This is a genomic window from Idiomarina baltica OS145 (genome assembly GCF_000152885.1).
GTDB classification, from domain to species: domain Bacteria; phylum Pseudomonadota; class Gammaproteobacteria; order Enterobacterales; family Alteromonadaceae; genus Idiomarina; species Idiomarina baltica.
The window spans coordinates 182,653-203,493 of sequence record NZ_CH672405.1 but is presented as its reverse complement, the minus strand read 5'-3'; the positions used below and the strand labels follow the sequence as shown (position 1 = coordinate 203,493).

Annotated in this window: 17 protein-coding genes; 11 read left to right on the top strand and 6 right to left on the bottom strand. The window is 47.4% G+C overall.

What is annotated here, in order from left to right:
* Positions 1-9: 9 nt before the first annotated feature.
* The 3 genes from OS145_RS06830 to OS145_RS06820 form a co-directional block, all read right to left on the bottom strand.
* The gene (locus tag OS145_RS06830; RefSeq protein WP_006955537.1) at positions 10-1,116 is read right to left on the bottom strand and encodes a CsiV family protein; all 1,107 of its coding nucleotides are present in this window, start codon (positions 1,114-1,116) and stop codon (positions 10-12) included.
* A 16-nt stretch (positions 1,117-1,132) separates the two neighbouring features.
* Complete coding sequence (gene mfd, locus OS145_RS06825) at positions 1,133-4,612, bottom strand: transcription-repair coupling factor (RefSeq protein WP_006955536.1); 3,480 nt, start codon at positions 4,610-4,612, stop codon at positions 1,133-1,135.
* Between the two features lie 66 nt (positions 4,613-4,678).
* On the bottom strand, positions 4,679-5,293 hold the full coding sequence (locus OS145_RS06820) for a hypothetical protein (RefSeq protein ID WP_006955535.1): 615 nt from the start codon (positions 5,291-5,293) through the stop codon (positions 4,679-4,681).
* Between the two features lie 85 nt (positions 5,294-5,378).
* Here OS145_RS06820 and OS145_RS06815 point away from each other — a divergent pair, with 85 nt between their 5' ends.
* From OS145_RS06815 to OS145_RS06805, 3 genes are read left to right on the top strand one after another with little or no spacing between them, the layout of a single operon-like run.
* Positions 5,379-6,602, top strand: coding sequence for a lipoprotein-releasing ABC transporter permease subunit (locus tag OS145_RS06815; RefSeq protein WP_040487925.1), 1,224 nt, complete (start codon positions 5,379-5,381; stop codon positions 6,600-6,602).
* Entirely contained in the window at positions 6,595-7,284 is a 690-nt protein-coding gene (gene lolD / locus OS145_RS06810) for a lipoprotein-releasing ABC transporter ATP-binding protein LolD (RefSeq protein ID WP_006955533.1), read from the top strand. The genes OS145_RS06815 and lolD overlap by 8 nt, the downstream gene beginning before the upstream one ends.
* The gene (locus OS145_RS06805; RefSeq protein WP_006955532.1) at positions 7,284-8,510 is read left to right on the top strand and encodes a lipoprotein-releasing ABC transporter permease subunit; all 1,227 of its coding nucleotides are present in this window, start codon (positions 7,284-7,286) and stop codon (positions 8,508-8,510) included. The genes lolD and OS145_RS06805 overlap by 1 nt, the downstream gene beginning before the upstream one ends.
* Here OS145_RS06805 and OS145_RS06800 read toward each other — a convergent pair.
* A complete protein-coding gene (locus tag OS145_RS06800) occupies positions 8,507-9,031 on the bottom strand; it encodes a DUF2062 domain-containing protein (protein ID WP_040487877.1) in 525 nt (174 codons plus the stop codon). The genes OS145_RS06805 and OS145_RS06800 overlap by 4 nt on opposite strands.
* An 87-nt stretch (positions 9,032-9,118) precedes the next feature.
* Here OS145_RS06800 and OS145_RS06795 point away from each other — a divergent pair, with 87 nt between their 5' ends.
* Genes OS145_RS06795 through kdsB form a run of 5 tightly spaced genes read left to right on the top strand, consistent with a single transcriptional unit; the run spans position 9,119 to position 15,132 of the window.
* Positions 9,119-11,392, top strand: coding sequence for a DNA internalization-related competence protein ComEC/Rec2 (locus OS145_RS06795; protein WP_040487875.1), 2,274 nt, complete (start codon positions 9,119-9,121; stop codon positions 11,390-11,392).
* A 48-nt stretch (positions 11,393-11,440) separates the two neighbouring features.
* The gene (gene msbA, locus OS145_RS06790; protein ID WP_006955529.1) at positions 11,441-13,189 is read left to right on the top strand and encodes a lipid A export permease/ATP-binding protein MsbA; all 1,749 of its coding nucleotides are present in this window, start codon (positions 11,441-11,443) and stop codon (positions 13,187-13,189) included.
* On the top strand, positions 13,190-14,170 hold the full coding sequence (gene lpxK / locus OS145_RS06785) for a tetraacyldisaccharide 4'-kinase (protein WP_006955528.1): 981 nt from the start codon (positions 13,190-13,192) through the stop codon (positions 14,168-14,170).
* Positions 14,171-14,179: 9 nt separating this feature from the next.
* Entirely contained in the window at positions 14,180-14,377 is a 198-nt protein-coding gene (locus OS145_RS06780; protein ID WP_006955527.1) for a Trm112 family protein, read from the top strand.
* Complete coding sequence (kdsB, locus tag OS145_RS06775) at positions 14,374-15,132, top strand: 3-deoxy-manno-octulosonate cytidylyltransferase (RefSeq protein WP_006955526.1); 759 nt, start codon at positions 14,374-14,376, stop codon at positions 15,130-15,132. Before OS145_RS06780 ends, kdsB begins: the two co-directional genes overlap by 4 nt.
* A gap of 18 nt (positions 15,133-15,150) precedes the next feature.
* On the opposite strand, the gene OS145_RS06770 is transcribed toward kdsB, so the two are convergent.
* A complete protein-coding gene (locus OS145_RS06770; RefSeq protein WP_006955525.1) occupies positions 15,151-16,524 on the bottom strand; it encodes a KamA family radical SAM protein in 1,374 nt (457 codons plus the stop codon).
* Between the two features lie 226 nt (positions 16,525-16,750).
* The gene (gene gltA / locus OS145_RS06765) at positions 16,751-18,031 is read right to left on the bottom strand and encodes a citrate synthase (protein ID WP_006955524.1); all 1,281 of its coding nucleotides are present in this window, start codon (positions 18,029-18,031) and stop codon (positions 16,751-16,753) included.
* A gap of 315 nt (positions 18,032-18,346) precedes the next feature.
* Here gltA and sdhC point away from each other — a divergent pair, with 315 nt between their 5' ends.
* From sdhC to sdhA, 3 genes are read left to right on the top strand one after another with little or no spacing between them, the layout of a single operon-like run.
* The gene (sdhC, locus tag OS145_RS06760) at positions 18,347-18,721 is read left to right on the top strand and encodes a succinate dehydrogenase, cytochrome b556 subunit (protein WP_040487923.1); all 375 of its coding nucleotides are present in this window, start codon (positions 18,347-18,349) and stop codon (positions 18,719-18,721) included.
* A complete protein-coding gene (gene sdhD / locus OS145_RS06755) occupies positions 18,715-19,062 on the top strand; it encodes a succinate dehydrogenase, hydrophobic membrane anchor protein (protein WP_006955522.1) in 348 nt (115 codons plus the stop codon). Before sdhC ends, sdhD begins: the two co-directional genes overlap by 7 nt.
* Positions 19,063-20,829 (top strand): succinate dehydrogenase flavoprotein subunit, encoded by a 1,767-nt coding sequence (gene sdhA / locus OS145_RS06750; RefSeq protein WP_006955521.1) that lies wholly within the window; start codon positions 19,063-19,065, stop codon positions 20,827-20,829.
* Positions 20,830-20,841: the final 12 nt, after the last annotated feature.

Genomic DNA, 20,841 nt, shown 5'->3' with positions numbered 1-20,841 from the left:
ACCGGTGGTCTAATAGCGTCGCGCAGATAAATCGGTACGACGTATTTGTACAATCATACCCAATTTGGGGTGATCAAAGTAGTGTGTTTCGTGACTAATCACCCGACGTAACTGGTCAAAGCGGTAGCTACGCAAAAATCGCTCTTCCTCAGTTTTATCCTGCGTTGAGGTCAGCAATGTTGACGCTTGTGCGGCAAGATCGCCATTCGGCGGAGCGATGAAAACTTCCTCACGAAGATTAAAATCGCCTTTGATATGTAAATAATTGCCCACTAGAAAGATATGAAGTGTGCCATCGAGTTCCCACACCGGCTTACTATTGGGTTCAGTTTGCAACGGTGCGAGGGACTGTCCGTCCTCATTTGCACCAAAACGGTGTTGCCCCTTTGCGAGAATGTCGAATAATTGCTCTATGTTCTGCATCCGTTGAGAGAGCGGGTCAAGTTCGTTACGAACGGTGCTAGGAGCGAACTTGACTGAATCTTGAGGTTTCATAAAGCCGTTAAACTGATATCGATCAGCAAAGTTTTTACCGCCGTAAAGATGAAACTTGTAACCATCATCACGACCAAACACAGGTTGTCGCCAAGCTAGGTGCAGCAAGGGCTGTGCTAAGCCGCGCTGCTCCAGCGTTTGCTCGGTTTCATTCAGCACCCAGTGGCTTTTAGGGACTAAAAAAGGACTGCGGGCATCTTTGATATCTTTTTCAGGCCCAAAAAAATGAACAGGAAGTTTGACGAGCTGTGAGAGTTTGCTCGGACGGTTGAAAGGACTACCATTTATTTCGATGCTAAGACGTTCGTCCTCATAACTACAGGGCAGGGCATTCCATTGCCAGTTGTGCTCTGCAAGTTCACAAAGTGGTAAATTGGCTCGCAAGTTGTGGTGATTTGCATTGACCACTTGTGCAATCAAGTCGTTTGCATTGGAAGTATCAATTGGTTCAAGATGAAGCGGAAACTGTTCACTGATATCTTGCTCAACTGTGTGTTTGAATAGCAACACTTCAACTTCAAACCAGCGCCAGTATTCAGGGTCCTGCTTGGCTTGTGCTTTGGGTAAAGCGAATAGACTGCTCAGCGTCAGTAACCCAAAAACTAGCCCCTTACACTTCATGTTGTTTTCCTCAGATCTATTTATCACTAGCAAGCTCATCTAAAAGCGACTGTATCAGTTCTAAGCGGCTTTGAGTATCCTCAATCGACTGAGTGACTCTGAGTTTCGTCGGTCCCTCGAGGCGATAATGATTCGGACATTTTTGGATGAGTCCGATAATGGTCTCCGGCTTCACCTTAGTTGTTTCACCAAACTCTATCGTACCGCCTTGATTACCCATATCAATTTTACGTATTCCTAACGCTTCTGAGTGGTTGCGTATGCGTGTTTGTGCGATTAAGTTTTTGCTAGCTTGGGGTAACAAGCCAAACCGATCGATAAGCTCAACCTGAATATCCTCGAGTTGTTCATCATTATTGCAACCAGCAATACGCTTATAAATGTTCAAGCGAATATTAACATCGGCAATATAGTCATCAGGTAACAAAGCAGGAATACGCAAATCAATTTCTGCTCGGTTTCGGGTTAACCCCTCAAGCGTTGGTTCCTGACCATTCTTAAGAGATTCTACAGCTTGCTCTAACATATCAGTGTAGAGTGTAAAGCCAATACTCTCTATTTGACCGCTTTGGTCATCACCCAGTAATTCGCCCGCACCACGAATTTCGAGATCGTGTGTCGCAAGCATGAATCCGGCACCTAGATCTTCTAGTTGTGCGATAGCCTCAAGCCGTTTTAGGGCGTCTTTTGTCATTCGTTTTGGGTGAGGCGTTAATAAATAGGCATACGCTTGGTGGTGAGAGCGCCCCACACGTCCCCTTAGCTGATGTAACTGAGCTAGACCAAGATGGTCTGCGCGATCAATGATAATGGTATTAGCCGACGGCACGTCGATGCCGGTTTCTATGATGGTCGTACAAACCAACACATTAAAACGTTGATGATAAAAGTCGCTCATGATGCGTTCAAGTTCACGCTCCCGCATTTGTCCATGAGCAACTGTGACGCTTGCCTCGGGAACAAGCGCTTCTATTTCTCTTGCCGTTTTTTCAATGGTGTCTACATTGTTGTGTAGAAAGTATACCTGTCCGCCCCGCAACGTTTCCCGTAAGATTGCTTCGCGAATAGTGGCATTGTCGTGTTCTCTAACAAAGGTCTTAACTGCTAAACGCCGCGCCGGAGGGGTTGCGATGATGGATAAATCACGAATGTTGTTCATCGCCATATTCAGTGTGCGGGGAATCGGCGTGGCAGTTAATGTTAATATATCGACGTTAGCACGTAATCTTTTTATCGCTTCCTTCTGACGAACACCAAAGCGGTGCTCTTCATCGACGATCAATAAACCAAGCGCTTTCGCGTTGATGTCGCCCTGTAATAGCTTATGAGTACCAATCAAAATATCGACTTGACCGCTTTCAGTATCGGCAATAATTTGCTTTGACTGCTTAGCGGTCTTAAAGCGTGATAGCACTTCGATACGCACGGGCCAGTCGGCAAATCGGTCTTTAAAGTTGTCGTAATGTTGTTGAGCTAACAAGGTTGTAGGCACCAAAACCATCACCTGACGACTGTCGTTTACAGCAATAAAAGCGGCACGCATCGCGACTTCCGTTTTACCAAAGCCTACATCGCCACAAACCAGACGGTCCATCGGGTGGGGCGCCGCCATATCTTGCACTACCGCATTAATTGCGTTCAGTTGGTCGGTCGTTTCTTCAAATGGAAAACTATCCGCAAAACGTTGGTAGTCGTCTGCATCAATGGTAAAGCCATATCCTTCGTTGGACGCTCGTTTTGCATAAACATCAAGTAATTCTGCCGCTACATCGCGGATCTTCTCAGCCGCTCGTTTTTTGGCTTTCTCCCAACTGTCGTTTCCGAGTTTATGCAGTGGGGCATGGTTCTCCTCCCCCCCGCTATAACGACTCAATACATCCAGGCTTGCCACGGGTACATACAGCTTTGATTGTTGAGCGTATTCGATAGTGACAAATTCAGTGGTGACGTTGCCCGCGTCAAGAGTTGTTAGGCCTTGATAGCGACCCACACCGTGGTCTATGTGAACCACAGGTTGTCCAATTTTGAGTTCGGCTAAGTTGCGAATGAGCGCGTCGGAGCTTTGCGTCGGTTTTTGTTCACGTCGACGTCGTTGTGAGACACGATTGCCCATCAACTCGGTTTCGGTAATTAGATAGATATTTTCTGATTTTAAATGAACCGAATTAATGATGGGGCCGACTGTGAGTGCCAGCGGTTCATTGGATTGTTCAAAGTCACTGAAGTGAACAACACTCGGTGCAGGGTAACCAATGCGCCCAAGTATATCGTGCAGTGCTTCTTTTCGTCCGGCGGACTCGGTGACGAATAGCAAACGTTGCCCCTGATCTATCGCAGTGCTGATCAACTGCTTTAGCTTGGCAAAGGGTTGCTTATTTTGATGTTCCGCAGCGATGTCTGTCACAGGTGCAGTATTGAAGGACACCGCACCGGGTGTTGGTTTACCGCTTGGAATTGCGGCTCGAATGCGACGCATTTGCTTAAAGCGGCTATGAACCTGCTCCGCCAACATGAATATTTCGTTTGGATGTAATAACGGCTTCTGCTGATCGTAGCGTCGTTGCTCATAACGATGATTTATATCGATCCAGAGCTTCTCAAGAGTGCCTTGAATATCGCCAAAGGTAACGAGCAATGCGTCGTTAGGTAGGTAATCAAATAATGTCGCCGTTTGTTCAAAAAACAACGGTAAGTAGTACTCAATGCCACCTGGCGTTTGGCCTTTACTTACTTGCTGGTAAAGTGATTCGCGCTCATGACTTATTTCAAAACGCTCTCTAAAGGCTGAACGGAAATGCTCTATACCAGCCTTCGTTAACGGAAACTCATGAGCCGGGAGGAGTTTGACGGATTCAACCGGTGTCAAAGAGCGTTGTGTTTCAGGATCAAACGGACGGATGCTATCAATTTCGTTGTCAAAGAAATCAATCCGATAGGGGGTTGTACTGCCCATCGGAAACAGGTCTAATATTGAGCCACGACTACTAAACTCACCGTGTTCCATGACTTGCTCAACTGCACGATAGCCATTACGCTCAAGTTGCTCGCGCAACGCAAGGGCATCAAGTTGTTGGTTGACGGTGAGGTTGAGCGACTGACTTTGCACAAACTCGACTGGGGCAATACGTTGTAACAGCGTGTTTAAGCTAACAATTAACGCGCCACGTCGGGCTTGCGGGAGACGGGCAAGCACGCTCAGACGTTCGGAAATGATGTCTTGATGTGGTGAAAAGGTATCATAAGGTAGCGTTTCCCAGTCTGGGAAAACGGTAATATCATCATGATAATCTGTATGCTCACCTGCGAAATAGCGAACTTCCTGTTCCAGCCGGTGCGCTTGATTTGCATCGGCGGTCACGACAAGTACCCGCCCAGGCGTTCTATCTATGACTTTTGCTAGCGCCAATGCAGGTGAGCTTCCGTTGAGATCGGTCCAACTGATGTCTTTCTGAGGCGAGTCTGTGTAAGGGGGATTAAAAACCGAAACTTTAGTCATGACAACCTAATGTTAACTACAATTCTGTGTTGCATTATACTTAAATCACCGGCAATTTGGATGTTATCACTCGGAGTTTTCTGATTTGCTCGACTGTTTGCGTTGCTCTGCTCGCGCTTTGAGGTGACGAGTCTGGCTATGCAAGCTATGACGTATTACGTGTTCATGGTCCTGCTCCCTAATCTGAGCAAATTGGAAGGTCGCTTGATAGTTGTCATCGGATATTGTTTCAGACTCAGTGCACTCGACATAGCAATAGATAGCCAGCGACTCCTCGCGAAATATTAAATTAGCCTGAAAAGTATCGCCCACAGTCCATCTCGTGTCAGAATTGACACGAAACCCACCGCCACCAAATTCATGAGCGGTAAGTGCATACTCGTTACCGTGTGTTTGACTCAATAAATATCCGAGCATCATTCCCATTCTCTGGTTGATGAGTGCTAAGGCATCAACGAGCGCAGGAGAGTTCGGGTTCTCTGAACGCACTCGCTGGAGTGCCGACTGATCACTCCCAGCGAGCTCTGAGCAAAGCTTAAAAAGCTCCGGGATCTCTGACTGAAGTGCCTGTTCAGAAGGAACAGAGTCCACCGCTACAGGCGTCAGTTGCACAGGTAAGCTATCAGCTACAGTAAAATAGTCGCCAATAGGACGTAAATTAATAGACTGATTTGGCTGCATTTTTGTCTCGCAAAGTTGTCAGGCTGCTAACAACTCATTATCCTTGAGCTTTCCTAATAAGCAACTATCATTTCAAGGGCGTCGTTTGCGGTCAATTACACTTTCTATTGCGTTGAGATATAGCCGAACAAAAGCGTACTCGGCGTTCACTCGGTTTATTCAACGATTTGCATTAGGCGGAATCGCTGTCGGAGTGATGGCGTTGGTTGTCGTGATGTCCGTAATGAATGGCTTTGAGAATGAGCTTAAACAAAGGATTCTAGGCGGTGTACCCCACGTTCAGCTCTACGGTGATCATGTGCTTGCTGAGCTTGATGATGTAACCGAAAAACTACCAAAAGGCGCGCTGCAGTCGGTTTCTCCTTATGTGTCTACCGAAGCGCTTGTGCAAGTGCCGGGTAATCTTGCCGTCGTGACGTTACAAGGTTTTGATACCGGTGATTCGGCTCATCGCACGATTCCGACAGCGCTCGAGCAGGCATTAATAGCGGGACAGTGGAGTCGACTTGCAACGGGTGAATACAATATTATTTTAGGTCAAACGCTTGCAAATCAACTGAAGTTAGCGATTGGTGATAAGGTACGTATCGTCTCATCGAAGGGGGCCGTCTATAGTCCACTCGGTATGCTCCCCTCACAGCGAACTTTTCGACTGGTGGGGATTTTTGCAATGCAATCTGACTTAGACAAGCACTTAGCGGTCGCAAACATTGATGATGTAGCCCGTTTAATTCGTGATCCCCGCGCAGCACAAAAGCAAGTTCAGCTCCAGCTCAATGATGCCTTCAATGCGCCGAAAGTAGCTTCAATCATTCGTTCGAATAGCACATTGTCCGTGACGGATTGGCGACAACGTTATGGTCAACTGTTTGATGCGGTCGGTATGGAAAAACGTATGATGTGGTTGATGCTCGCACTGATCATTGCTGTTGCCGCATTTAATACACTGTCGGCGTTGGCGATGGTGATTGATGATAAACGCCATGATATCGCAATTTTACAAACCATTGGCTTAACTCAGGCTCAAGTGCGTCGAGTATTTCTTATTCAGGGCTGTTATATAGGGGTTGTGGGTACCTCGGTAGGGTTGTTGCTAGGTATCCTTTTGGCGCTGTTTATTAACCCTATTTTGCAAGCACTGGGAACGCATTTTGTTGCCGGTTTAGGACAACAGCTCCCCGTTCAATTTGAGTGGACGCAGGTCTGCTTCATCGCTTTTTTCGCACTGATACTCGCCCTTGTTGCCGCTTTCTACCCAGCAGCCAAAGCGGCACAAACTGAACCTTCCGAGGCGTTAAGATATGACTAATGATTTGATCACAGCCCACAATGTGAACAAGACTTTCCGAGATGGTGATAACCAGGTAACAGTGTTGAAGCACGTTAACCTTGAAGTTAAACATGGCGAGGTGATGGCAATAGTTGGCAGTTCAGGTTCTGGTAAAAGTACATTGCTTCATATATTGGCCGGCTTAGATGTCCCATCATCCGGTGAGGTGTATTTTGAGGATGCTGAAATTACACAGTTAACGGGCTCACAAAAGGCTCAGCTTAGAAACCAAAATATTGGCTTTGTGTATCAGTTTCATCACTTGTTACCAGAGTTTGACGCATTGGAGAATGTTGCGATGCCGCTCCGTATCTCGGGTGAGACTGAGAGCATTGCAACTGAACGTGCGCAGCTTTTACTTGAACGAGTGGGTTTATCCGAACGAATGCATCACCGTCCCGCGCAGTTGTCTGGTGGTGAACGTCAGCGAGTGGCGATCGCTCGCGCATTCGCCAATAAGCCCAAACTCGTGGTTGCGGATGAGCCAACGGGTAATTTGGATGGGCAAACGGCAGAGTCGGTGTTTGAGTTGATTCTTGAAATGAATAAAGAATTTGGTACGGCATTTATTATTGTTACGCATGATATGGCGCTTGCTGAGCGGATAGGCTCGGTTTATCGACTCCATGATGGCTGTTTAACTGCTGTGGATACGATTTAATGCTTACATTTAAATTAGCTCAACGCTTTTCTGAACGCCGCAGTCGTTCAGGTTTATTCGCCTTTATTGCATCATCATCGACGGTGGGCATTGTGCTCGGTTGTGCTGTGTTGATAGCGAGCCTGTCAATGATGAATGGCTTTGAGAACGTGTTAGAACAGAAGTTACTTAAAGCGGTTCCTCATGCTTCATTTACCAAAGTAGAAGGCACCTTTGATAACTGGGCACGTATCGTCAAAATCGCCAAACGTGATAGCCGAGTCGCTGAGGCTTATCCGGTGATCAAACAAACTGCGATGCTTCGTTCGGGTGATCAGTTCAAAGGAATCATGTTAGAGGGTATCGCACCTAATGGTCCTCATCCGAGTGCCACTGAGTTTTTTACTGACGGTGCGCGAGCGCAACTCAATCAACTCAACACCATCGTGTTGGGTCAGGGTATTGCGCACACTTACGGTGTTGAGGTGGGTGATACATTAGAACTGTTGGTTGCCGATAAAAGTAGTCAACAGTTTCGCTCGCCGCAACGTCACCGTTTGAAAGTCGTCGGACTATTTGAGTTCGGTGGTGAACTCGATCATCAAATGGGCTATGTCAGTCTTGATACGGCTCGCGTTATTGGTGAAATTAAACACGGTGTCTCGACGGTAGAATTAAAAGTAACTGACGTTTTTCAAGCGCCTCAGGTGGCGAATTCAGTGGGTAATCAGTTACCCGAGTTGGTGTATGTCGATCACTGGATGCGTACGCAGGGACACCTTTACCGTGATATTGAGCTCGTTCGCACGGTGATTTACTTGGTTCTCGTACTCGTGATGGCGGTTGCATGCTTTAATATTGTTTCCACATTAGTCATGACAGTGACAAAGAAGCGACCGCAGATCGCAATGTTGAAAACAATGGGATTAGATAATCGTCGTATTGTTGCTACGTTCTTTTGGCAAGGCACGTTGAGTGGATTGAAAGGTGCATTTTGGGGGAGCCTATGGGGCGTTGCATTGGCCTCTGCGTTACCGCAAATCATTCTTCTACTGGAGCAAGCATTACACTTTCAGGTTTTATCCGACGACGTATACTTCGTCAGTGAAGTACCGTCTGTGTGGTGTTGGATTGATGTCGTGCTGGTGTGTTGTGTCGCAATTACGATGAGTGCGATTGCCACACTTTATCCTGCGTGGCGAGCAACACAAATAGAACCTGCGCAAGCATTACATGAACATCATTAATTGCGCTGTTTACCACGATGTTGGCGCGCCTCCCAGGCGCGCACAACGGATACACGCCACATAACACGAATGGTAATGTAACTCACCAAACTTGTTAGCGTGCCCATTATAAAACAGCCGAGTAAAAATGCGGGACCGATGGTCTCGATACTATAGATAAGCCAGTCCCAACTTAATTCAAAATTAAAAGGATGCGCGGGTGCAGAAAGGACCACGCGACCAACTTCGTAGCAGAAATAAAACAGGGGTGGCATGGTAATGGGGTTAGATACCCAGACTAAGCCAACTGACAGCGGAAGGTTGACCCGAAACATAATGGCGCCTGCTGCGGCTAGAAGCATTTGAAACGGAACCGGGATAAATGCACAAAATAACCCCACCGCAAACGCACCTGAGGCAGAGCGGCGATTTAAGTGCCACAAGTTAGCATCATGCAATAATGAACCAAATACCCTCAGTGCGCGTGTTTGGCGAATTTTTTCATGATTCGGCATCCATTTTTTGATCATGCGTCTTGCCATTGCAATTCCCGTTTACATCTAATTGTGCGACTGAACTGGAAACACCGAATGGGATACAGCTCGTTAACTTTGCTCGCCGGAACAGTAATGGCGCTGTATTCTACTCACTTAATCGAAACGTGGCTAGTCGCATTCGTGATTGTTGTGGTGAGTTGCCTTGTACCGTTTTGTTCCCACTTTCGACGATTTCTTGTCCATTTTATTTTACTTCTTATAGGAATACTGTCAGGAACTTATTTTGTATCAAACCTGGCTGAGCAACAGAGCCAACTGCCGGACCGCGAGTGGTTGTTGGTTCACTTAAAAATAGAGCAAGTTGATTACCACGGTGATGAGAGAAGTCGCTTTGTTGCCGAATTGTCCCGAGTCTCGTTTGCGGGGCGCGTCCTCGTCGAGGACTGTCAATGCCGGGTGCAATTATATTGGTATGGCGACTCGAAGAGGTATCAATTAGCACCTGGACAGCGTTATAGCGCCGAAATCAATTTAAAAAATCCAACCACATATTGGAATCAGGGAGGTGAACGGCCGGCGCGTTACCTGTGGGCTAAGCAGCTCGCAAAGCAAGGTTACGTGCGCGCTATGAAACTAAATCAGGTAGCGCCATCCCTCCGTTGGCGTATCTACGATTCGTTTCAACACGCTGATCTTGAGTTTCGCGGCTTACTGCAAGCGTTAGCAATCGGTTATAGAGGTGACATCCCGCAGGCGCAACGCGTGGTTTGGCAACGTCATGGTTTGCAACATCTCATGGCGATTTCTGGGTTACATATCAGTTTGGTTGCGGGACTTGTTTTTTTATTGATTAGGCAGTGTCTATCGGTGTTTCCTCACCGTGGATTCTTACTGCGTAACCGAGAGCGTTTAGTCTTGAACCCAGTCGCTGCAGTTATTGCGTTGTTGGGTGCACTTATATACACCGCATTAGCTGGCTTTGCTATTTCAGCACAACGCGCATGGCTTATGTTGTTGCTTTTTTGGGGGCAGCGATGGCTCGGTTTAACGACCCGCTCATGGAAAAGGCTTTGGTATGCCGCGATTATCTTGGTCGTAAGCGACCCGGGTAGTTGGCACGATATTGGTTTTTGGTTTTCAATTTTAGCTGTCACCGTCATTTTATTGTGCCAGTGGAGTTGGCGAAATAAGCCATCTGCATCGTGGGTAACACGTATCTGGCAGACCTTCTACCTGCAATTATTATTCTTAACCCTGATGGGGCCGATATCGCTAGCGTTGTTTGACGGCGTGTCATTGATTGCACCGTTTTCCAATCTATTCGTTGTGCCTATTATTGCTATCTGGGTGCTTCCCTTAACGCTTCTGGGCGCAATAGCAGCGATGTGTTGGTCAGATAGTTTTGCAGCGAATCTCTGGTGGCTAGCCGAACAGCCGTTAATAGCGATTCAGCCATTACTAACAACGCTTGCTGATGTGCCGCTAGTATGGTTTTCGAGCACATTACCGACAGTCACTGGCACGATCTTTTGGTTATTCGCGCTGGCGCTGCTGTTGCCGTATTGGCTACCGCGGTATTTCTCGATAGGAAGTGCTGTGTTGGCGGCTATTGCAAGCGGTTATTATTTCTTGGAACGAGGGCAAAAAGCGGATGTTATGTTTCATGTGTTGGATGTCGGTCAAGCGCAGGCGCTGGTCATTGAACGGCAACATAAGGCTTGGCTTATCGATTTGGGACGAAGGTTCTATCGTGGACGTGGTCACTTTGAGTCAGTGATTGAACCCTTTCTTAAGCAACGTGGCTTGACGGTAGAACGGGTTTCTATTACTCACAGTGATTCAGATCACAGTGGCGACTGGCGTTTAGCACAAACGCGGCTACCCAATGCGCAATGGTTTGGCACGATGACTCAGCAGCCGTGTCAAGTTGGGCAGCGCGGACGCTGGCGCGGTATTTCTTGGAAGGTACTGTGGCCAAACCGCGTCGATGTTAAAAATAGTAACGCGGCGTCGTGTGTTTACCAATTTAGCTATGGTGCCATTGACTGGCTAATAACGGGCGACATCGGTTTTGCCGAAGAGCGTATGATGGTTGAAGAGCAATTAGTTGGGCCTGTTGAAATACTGGTGGCACCGCATCATGGCAGTGCTTTTTCGTTAGGGTCGTTGCTACTTGAGGCGACTCAGCCTGACGTGACCTTAGTCAGTGTCGGACGTTCCAACGCCTATGGAATGCCCGATATGTATACTCAACAAAGAGCGCTAGATTTCGGCAGTGAATGGGCGACGACGGCAGATTGGGGGCAGTTATCGATTGCTATCAAAGACCGTGTGTGGCGCTTAAAAACACCCGCGTTATTCGACAAAACGAATGCAAAGTCCTACAGTTCGACTAGCCAACCGTGATATAAAGCAGATAAAATAGCTGGGATTTTCAGAAACTAATGGCATTGCATGGATTCTAACAAGGAACAAACGAGCTCACTTAAGCGGCTCGCATCTTATATAAAGCCTTACAAATCTGCCTTTATCGTCGCTATCATCGGTATGTTGGGCTACGCAGGCGTCGATACTCTCTTTTTCTCACAAATTGAAACACTCATAGACGAAGGTTTGACTCAACAAGACTCAAGTGTCTTGCTGTGGGGGGCCGTATTCGTGCCGGTGTTTTTTATTGTGCGCGGGTTATTCAACTTCATTTCTACCTATTTCTTAAGCTGGGTGGGTTTTAAAGTGGTAACACGCATGCGTCAGCAACTGTTTGAGCACCTCATGAAGCTACCGGTGGCGTTTCATGACAACCATTCTACGGGTGACTTAATATCTAAAATCACTTACGACACCCAACAGGTGGCCGAAGCAAGCAGTCGTGCTTTACTGATCTTAATCCGTGATGGCGGATTTGTAGTCGGTTTGTTGTGTTTGATGTTTTATCAGAGCTGGCAGCTTAGCTTGGTTTTCTTGGTGATTGGGCCCGTCATTGCTAAATTTGTCGGAGTTGTATCGAAACGTTTTCGTGTTGTCAGTGGGCGTATTCAGACTGCGATGGGGAACGTCACGACCACTGCCGAACAAATGATCAACGGGCACAAAGTTGTGGTCATGCATGAAGGTCAAAAGCTCGAGTCAAAACGCTTTGGCGAAATCAACAACATCACTCGCAACCAAAACATGAAACTGGTGAGCACGCGCGCGATCAGCACATCGGTGATCCAGTTTATTGCGTCGTTGAGCTTGGCGATGGTCCTCGTTATTGCCAGTTTTCCCGAGATGTTGGAAAACTTATCGGCGGGTGCGTTTACCACGTTATTGACATCAATGATTATGTTGCTGCGACCATTGAAACAGTTGAGTAACGTGAATAGTGATTTTCAGCGCGGCTTAGCGGCCGCCTCAAGTGTATTCGAGATTCTCGACCAGCCCATTGAAGTTGACAAGGGCACACATATGGTGGAACGAGTTAAAGGTGATATTGAGTTTAATCATGTGACGTTTCGCTATAATGAACACGAAGACCCCGCTTTGGACGATATCAGCTTTGCGGTGGGAGAAGGTAAGACTCTCGCTTTAGTAGGGCGCTCGGGGAGCGGCAAATCAACGATTTCAAATCTATTAACTCGCTTTTATGACGTAACTAACGGCGAGGTGACGATTGATGGGCGGAACATACAAGATTACCGTTTAAAATGTTTACGTCGTCAGATTGCGTTAGTGTCGCAGCATGTCACACTCTTTAACGATACTATTGCCAATAATATTGCCTACGGAACATCAAAGAATGTTTCGCGAGAAGATATTATTAAGGCCGCAGAGCAAGCTTACGTCACCGAGTTTACCGACAATATGAGTCACGGCTTAGACACCATGGTGGGCGAAAACGGCGTCATGCTATCAGGTGGACAACGCCAACGTATCGCTATCGCGCGTGCGTTACTGCAGGATGCACCTATTTTGATACTCGATGAGGCGACGTCAGCGCTTGATACAGAGTCTGAGCGTCATATTCAAAAAGCATTGGGCGTGTTACGTACCAATCGAACTTCAATTGTAATAGCACATCGTTTATCCACGATTGAGAATGCCGATGAAATATTAGTCATGGATAACGGGCATATTGTCGAGCGTGGGGATCATCAGTCGTTATTAGCGAACGAGGGACCTTATTACCAGCTACATAACCTGCAATTTAGTGGAGTTAATTAGATGTGGCTCGAGCGACAATGGTATCGCAAACGCTTACACCCGTTATTGTATCTTCTTACGCCATTGTCGCTGCTGTTTTGGCTGCTGACCAATTTGCGACGTTCGTTTTATCGTATGGGGTTGATACGGTCATTTAAGGCGCCTGTACCCGTGCTTGTGGTCGGCAACATTAGTGTGGGCGGTACCGGCAAAACACCAACGGTCGTGGCTTTAGTTGATATGCTTAAATCTGAGGGCTACACACCGGGCATTGTGAGTCGAGGTTACGGTGCTAAAGCTCAAAGTCCGCATCATGTGGCGGTCGACGATACTGCTGAGTTAGCGGGCGATGAACCGCTGATGTTACGTCAGATTACCGGTGTACCTGTGGTTATTAGCCCCAACCGCGCCGACGCGACTAAACACCTTTTAGCCGAACATCCGAACATTGATTTCGTTATTAGCGATGATGGTATGCAACACTATGCGCTGGGTCGTGACTTAGAAGTAATTTTGGTCGATGCTGAGCGAGGTCTAGGTAATGGTTGGCTGTTACCAACAGGTCCATTGAGAGAAGGACCTTGGCGTTTGCGTGGAGCGCGTTGGGTATTGTCACTCTATGCTCAACACCCGTTTGCTCACTATGTGGGCGAGGTGAAAGCACAGGCTTGGCGACGTGTCATTGATGACGAAGTGGTTGAGCTGCCAGAACATGGCGCATTTTACGCGTTGGCCGGCATTGGTAATCCAGAGCGGTTTTTTACTAGTTTACGTCATCAAGGCATCGAGCTTGCCAGTACGCAAGCGTTTCCTGATCATTACCGGTTTACAGCCGACGACTTGCAGGTGTTCAAAGATAAAACGCTACTGATGACTCAGAAAGATGCCGCGAAGTGTCGTGGCATGGCGACAGATAATTGGTACTATCAACCGATATCTGCACAATTTCCTGATAAATTTAAGGCTGATTTGCTTGAGGCAATTCGGCATATTCATAAATGAGGTTTAACCGTGAGTTTTGATAAAGGTTTACTGAACATAATTGCCTGCCCTAGCTGTAAAGGCAAGTTAGTGTGGCATGAGGCCAAGCAGTGGCTCGTTTGTCGAGGCGAACAATTAGCATTTGAGCTGGAAGAGGGCATCCCTGTGCTTATGAGCGAAAAGGCTAAAACGTTGAGTTCGGATGAGATGGAGCAGGTACCTTTATGAGTTTTACTGTAATTATTCCTGCGCGTTACCCATCGAGCCGTTTACCAGGTAAACCTCTAGCCGATATTGGCGGCAAGCCGATGATTCAACATGTTTACGAGCGCGCTTTGCAAAGTGGTGCGGCTGAAGTGATTATTGCTACAGATGACCAGCGTATTGCTGACGAAGTGGAACGTTTTGGTGGACGCAGTATGCTGACCTCGAGCGAACATCAATCGGGTACAGAACGGCTGGCTGAGGTCGTAGAGCAGTTGGCTTTGTCCGAAGATCAAGTCGTGGTTAACGTACAAGGTGATGAGCCTTTTATTCCGCCTGAAATTATCCGGCAGGTGGCTGATAACTTGGCGAATCAACGTGTTGCACCGATGGCGACATTAGCAGTGCCGATGGCGACCTCCGATGAAGTGTTCAACCCGAATGCAGTAAAGGTGGTATGTGACTCGGCAGGATACGCGCTTTACTTCAGTCGAGCGCCTATTCCTTATAACCGTGAACAATTTAAGTCATTGAACGATCAGCAGCCTGAACAGGTCGATGGTTACATGCGGCATATCGGCATTTATGCCTATCGTGCGGACTTTATTAAACGCTATGTAGCTTGGAATGAGAGTCCGCTTGAGCGGATTGAATCGTTAGAGCAATTACGCGTGCTGTGGCATGGCGAGAAAATTCATGTTGCTGAGGCCATTATGCCCCCAGCCGCAGGGATTGATACGCCAGAGGACTTAGAACAAGCCCGCCAGCGTATAAAATAAAGCGCGCAGCAGCGATGGTTAGTCCATCGCTGCCATCTGCGCATACTCATCTTCGAAAAAGAACTTGTCCTCACCAAAGGCCGGTTTCAATTGATGTAACCAAGTTGCGTCTGGGTCATATTTAGCAAAGAATGGACGCTGTACCCAGTCTGGATTACGGCCTTGAATGAAGCGTAACGCGAAGACTTTTTCGCCTGCCACTTCAGTCACACCTTGTACCTCAACTTTACCAGGACCTGCACTCATCGATGGACCTCGAACTGTGCGCGCAATACCCGATACTTGTTGATAAGCTTGTTGGAATACTTCCCATGTACGCTCGAGCGGTACTTCAAAGTAACGTTTAGCACCCGTGTCACGCTCGACAAACATATAATAGGGGATCATGCCGAGCTGAACTTCGCGCTCCCACATATCCGCCCATACTTTAGGGTCGTCATTAATGTGGCGCAATAAAGGCGCCTGACAGCGTATCTGTGCGCCTGTGGCACGTAAACGACGAATTGCTTCTTCGCAGACTTCGGTGCGTAATTCGTTGTGATGGTTCAAATGCGCCATAATGGAGACATGTTTCCCCCCACGCACAAGCTTCTCAAGCAAACGCATTAATTCATCAGCGTCGGGGTCCGTAATGAAGCGGTACGGCCAAAATGTTAGCGCTTTGGTGCCAATACGGATCGTTTTAATATGGTCGAATTCAGGCTGCAGTAGCCCCTCTAAATAATGCTTCAACTTACGTGTACGCATGACCATTGGGTCACCGCCTGTAACGAGTAAGTCAGTCACTTCTTTATGCTGTGCCAGATAGCGATGTAGTTGATCGGCATCATTGGAGTTGAAGCGTGTCGCTTTACCGACGAACTGAGCCCAGCGGAAACAAAAGGTGCAATAGCTATGGCAGTACTGACCTTGAGCAGGGAAAAATAAAACCGTTTCGCGATACTTGTGCTGCATGCCTGGCAATGGTTCGCCATCGACGTGAGGTACGTTCATCTGCATTTGCCCGGCTGGGTGCGGATTCATCTCTTGGCGCAACTGAGTAGCGAGGTCAAAGACTTCATTGGTCGTATGCTTGCCTGACATCAAATCAGCCATACGTTGGAATGCACTGGGATCGAGCATATCCTTTTGTGGAAAGGTGAGCTGAAACAGCGGATCGTTAGGTACGTTTTCCCAGTCGATGAGCTCATTAAAAACATACTCGTTGACTCGGAACGGTAATACGTTCGCGACCACTTTCATTTCGAATCGAATATCATCGGGTACGCGTTTAAGTGCTTCAATCTTATCCAACTGACGATGTTGGTAAACTTTGAAGCGACGCGGAGTAATTACGGGTTGCTGTACGTAACTACTTGCTGCATAAGCCTCTCTATATGTTGTAAGTGCCATTAGCGGCGCAATAGACAAAATTGCGCTGTATTATAATGAAATTACCCTGTGGTTGCACGTAAACCGTGGGATTTAATCGTATGTACTCTTAATAAAATCGATTGTGGCAATCGCTCAAACCGGTACAGTGATGGGGAATTAGAGGCGCCTTTATCCTGTCATCGAGCACAAAAAAAGCGCCCCTCGGGGCGCTCTGTATGTCTTTGCAGGTCACTTACGATACCACTTACTTCTTGATTGGTTTGAAGTCGCGCTGCGTGTGGCCTGTGTATAATTGGCGAGGACGGCCAATTTTTTGGCTCTCTTCGCTCATCATTTCGTGCCAGTGTGATACCCAACCGACCGTACGCGATAACGCAAAGATTACGGTAAACATGTTGGTTGGAATACCAATCGCTTTAAGTACGATACCTGAGTAGAAATCGACGTTCGGGAACAACTTCTTCTCTACAAAGTAGTCGTCTTCAAGCGCGATGCGCTCAAGTTCCATAGCAACATCCAACAATGGATCGTCACGTTTCAATTCTTTCAGTACTTCGTGGCATGACTCACGCATGACCGTCGCACGTGGGTCCATGTTCTTATAAACACGGTGACCAAAGCCCATAAGGCGGAACGGGTCGTTCTTGTCTTTTGCTTTTTCGATGTACTTAGGAATGTTTTCTACTGAACCAATTTCAGCCAACATACGCAAACATGCTTCGTTGGCACCACCGTGTGCAGGACCCCATAGCGATGCAACACCTGACGCGATACATGCGTATGGATTAGCACCTGAAGAGCCCGCTAAACGAACAGTCGACGTTGAAGCGTTTTGTTCGTGGTCGGCGTGAAGGATAAAGATACGGTCCATTGCTTTTGCAACAGCAGGACTAATTTCATAATCCTCTGCAGGTACAGAAAACATCATGTTCAGGAAGTTTTCCGCATAGCCTAAGTCGTTACGCGGATAAACGAACGGTTGACCGATGCTGAACTTGTAAGCCATCGCTGCGATTGTCGGAATTTTCGCAATCAAGCGGTAGGCGCTACGTAAGCGTTGATCTGGATCATGAATGTCCAAATCATCGTGGTAGAACGAAGACAAAGCGCCCGTAACAGCACATAGCATTGCCATTGGATGCGCGTCGCGACGGAAACCATTAAAGAAATTGTGCAAGCCCTGATGAACCATCGTGTGTTTGGTGATGGTTTTACGGAAATCTTGGTATTGCTTTTCATCAGGTGCTTCGCCGTGAAGCAACATGTAGCAGACTTCTAGATAATCCGCTTGGGTGGCGAGATCGCCAATAGGGTAACCGCGGTGCAATAAGACACCGTTTTCACCATCAATATATGTGATCTTAGACTCACATGAGCCGGTTGCTAAAAACCCTGGGTCAAAGGTGAAATATCCGTGTTTGCCTAAGCTGCGGACATCTACGACATCCTTACCAGCAGAAGGGGATAAAACGGGTAACTCAATTGACTGTCCATCGATCTGTAAAGTGGCTTTACGATCAGCCATAAGGACTTCTCCTTGCATCTACTTTTTAAAAAGTGCGCTAATTTAACTCGAAATGCGTGCCAAATGTCAATTTTTGTAAAGGACATGGCAACTCACTCTCGATCATTATACGTGCATAAAGTGAATACAGGATTACATTTTTATGCGAGATACAACTTTAGTCTTAATCCAAATTCTTTCGATGTCCGTTATAGGCATTGGACATTGTAATTCAATGCTATGGTCGATATACTCACATACGTCGAGGTGGCATTAATTAACAGTGCTCCGGGCATTCTTTACATTTCTTGGTGCTTTATTGAAAGGCAATCTATCGTGAAAAAAGAAAGACCTGTAAACTTAGACTTATCTACCATTCAGTTTCCTGCCGCTGCCAAAGCATCTATCCTGCATCGGGTTTCCGGTGTCATTATGCTTGTGTCACTGGCCTTCTTGATTTGGGCGTTCGCAACGTCTCTCAGTGGTCCTGAGGGATTTGCTCAAGTAGAAAGCATAATGACTAGCTTTATCGCGAAGTTCATTGGCTGGGGTATTTTGACAGCGTTAGGATTCCACTTAATCATTGGTATTCGTCACTTGATCATGGATATGGGCTTCTGGGAAGAGCTTGATTCAGGCCGCGCCAGTGCCACTGCATCCATCGTGATTTCGATTATCGTGTCAGTTTTAGTAGGGGTGTGGTTATGGTAAGAGAAGCTGGAACCTTTGGACGTAGCGGCCCGCATGACTTCATTTTGTTGCGTGCTTCAGCAGTCGTTATGTTGCTATATGTCTTGTTCATGGTGGGCTTCTTTGCGTCAACAGCGGACGTAACCTACGCCAACTGGACGGGCTTATTTTCGAATTTGTGGATGAAAGTGTTCACGTTGTTAGCGCTTACCGGCGTGTTAGTACACGGCTGGATTGGTATCTGGCAAGTACTTACGGACTATGTTAAAGCCTCGGGTGTACGCGCTTTTATTCAGTTCGTATTCAGCGTTGGGCTCATCATCGTTTGGCTCACTGGCTTGTTTGTACTGTGGGGTGTGTAAGTGAACGTAAAAACTTTAGAATTTGATGCCGTTGTAATCGGCGCGGGCGGCGCAGGTATGCGTGCTGCGTTGCAAATTTCCCAAGAAGGTATGAGCTGTGCGTTGATGTCCAAAGTGTTTCCAACGCGTTCTCACACTGTTTCTGCGCAGGGTGGTATCACCGTTGCGTTGGGTAACGCCCACGAAGACGATTGGCAATGGCATATGTTTGATACCGTCAAAGGGTCAGACTATATCGGCGACCAAGACGCAATTGAGTACATGTGTAAGAGCGGTCCAGAAGCGATCTTAGAGCTCGAAAACATGGGCTTGCCATTCTCTCGTTTTGAAAATGGTAAAGTGTATCAGCGTCCTTTCGGTGGCCAGTCAAAAGAATTTGGCGGCGAGCAAGCGGCGCGTACAGCGGCTGCCGCGGACCGTACCGGCCACGCTTTGCTACATTTATTGTACCAGCAAAACGTGAAAAACAAGACTACGGTATTCTCTGAGTGGTATGCACTCGACATCGTTAAAAACCAAGACGGCGCTGTGTGCGGTGTCACGACGATGAATATTGAGACCGGCGAAGTCTACTATGTGAAAGCTAAAGCGGTCGTGTTGGCGACCGGCGGTGCAGGGCGTATTTATGCCTCTACAACCAACGCGCACATCAATACGGGCGATGGCGTAGGCATGGCATTACGTGCCGGTGTACCTGTACAAGATATGGAAATGTGGCAGTTCCACCCAACCGGTATCGCAGGTGCAGGTTGCTTGGTAACCGAGGGTTGCCGTGGTGAAGGTGGTTACTTGCTTAACAAAGATGGCGAGCGCTTCATGGAACGCTATGCGCCAAACGCAAAAGATTTGGCATCGCGTGACGTCGTTGCACGTTCAATGATGACCGAGATTCGCGAAGGTCGAGGTTGCGATGGCCCTTGGGGTACGCACTTGAAATTGAAGCTCGATCACTTGGGTAAAGAGACGCTTGAAAGCCGTCTACCGGGTGTATGCGACTTATCACGCACGTTTGCTCATGTCGATCCGGTTAAAGAACCGATTCCGGTTATCCCAACCTGTCACTATATGATGGGTGGTATTCCAACAGACGTGAACGGTCAAGTATTGGACATCGATAGCGATGGTCAATCAAAACCAGTACAAGGTCTGTTTGCTTGTGGTGAGATTGCCTGTGTATCGGTACACGGTGCGAACCGCTTAGGTGGTAACTCATTACTTGATTTGGTCGTATTCGGCCGTGCGACGGGTATGCACTTAGGTGAACACTTGGCTGCGAATGCGGAAGCACGCGAAGCGTCAAAAGACGATGTTGATGCAGCGCTAACCCGCTTTAACCGTTGGGAAAATACCCAGAAAGGTGAAGATCCTGCGCAAATTAAGAAAGACTTGCAGCAATGCATGCAGATGAACTTCTCGGTATTCCGTGAAGGCGATGCGATGGCTGATGGTCTTAAAGAGCTGGCAGAAATCCGTGAGCGTCTGAAAAATGCACGTTTGGATGATACATCTAAAGAGTTCAACACGCAGCGTGTTGAGTGCTTGGAGCTCGATAACTTGATGGAAACAGCTTATTCTACTGCTGTGGCGGCCAACTTCCGTACGGAAAGCCGTGGTGCGCACAGTCGTGCTGACTATCCTGACCGTGATGATGATAACTGGTTAGTACACAGTGTGTACCGTCCAGAAGACGAGCAGATGGTTAAGCGTGAAGTGAATATGGCACCTAAGCTACGTGAAGCTTTCCCTCCGAAAGCACGTACTTATTAATAAGGGGTTAAA

Coding starts and splice junctions, on each gene's coding strand:
- lolD (WP_006955533.1), top strand. CDS start 6,595: ATGACTAATGATTTGATCACAGCCCACAATGTGAACAAGACTTTCCGA.
- OS145_RS06795 (WP_040487875.1), top strand. CDS start 9,119: ATGGCGCTGTATTCTACTCACTTAATCGAAACGTGGCTAGTCGCATTC.
- OS145_RS06800 (WP_040487877.1), bottom strand. CDS start 9,031: ATGGCAAGACGCATGATCAAAAAATGGATGCCGAATCATGAAAAAATT.
- lpxK (WP_006955528.1), top strand. CDS start 13,190: ATGTGGCTCGAGCGACAATGGTATCGCAAACGCTTACACCCGTTATTG.
- OS145_RS06805 (WP_006955532.1), top strand. CDS start 7,284: ATGCTTACATTTAAATTAGCTCAACGCTTTTCTGAACGCCGCAGTCGT.
- sdhD (WP_006955522.1), top strand. CDS start 18,715: ATGGTAAGAGAAGCTGGAACCTTTGGACGTAGCGGCCCGCATGACTTC.
- OS145_RS06770 (WP_006955525.1), bottom strand. CDS start 16,524: ATGGCACTTACAACATATAGAGAGGCTTATGCAGCAAGTAGTTACGTA.
- msbA (WP_006955529.1), top strand. CDS start 11,441: ATGGATTCTAACAAGGAACAAACGAGCTCACTTAAGCGGCTCGCATCT.
- OS145_RS06830 (WP_006955537.1), bottom strand. CDS start 1,116: ATGAAGTGTAAGGGGCTAGTTTTTGGGTTACTGACGCTGAGCAGTCTA.
- gltA (WP_006955524.1), bottom strand. CDS start 18,031: ATGGCTGATCGTAAAGCCACTTTACAGATCGATGGACAGTCAATTGAG.
- mfd (WP_006955536.1), bottom strand. CDS start 4,612: ATGACTAAAGTTTCGGTTTTTAATCCCCCTTACACAGACTCGCCTCAG.
- OS145_RS06820 (WP_006955535.1), bottom strand. CDS start 5,293: ATGCAGCCAAATCAGTCTATTAATTTACGTCCTATTGGCGACTATTTT.
- kdsB (WP_006955526.1), top strand. CDS start 14,374: ATGAGTTTTACTGTAATTATTCCTGCGCGTTACCCATCGAGCCGTTTA.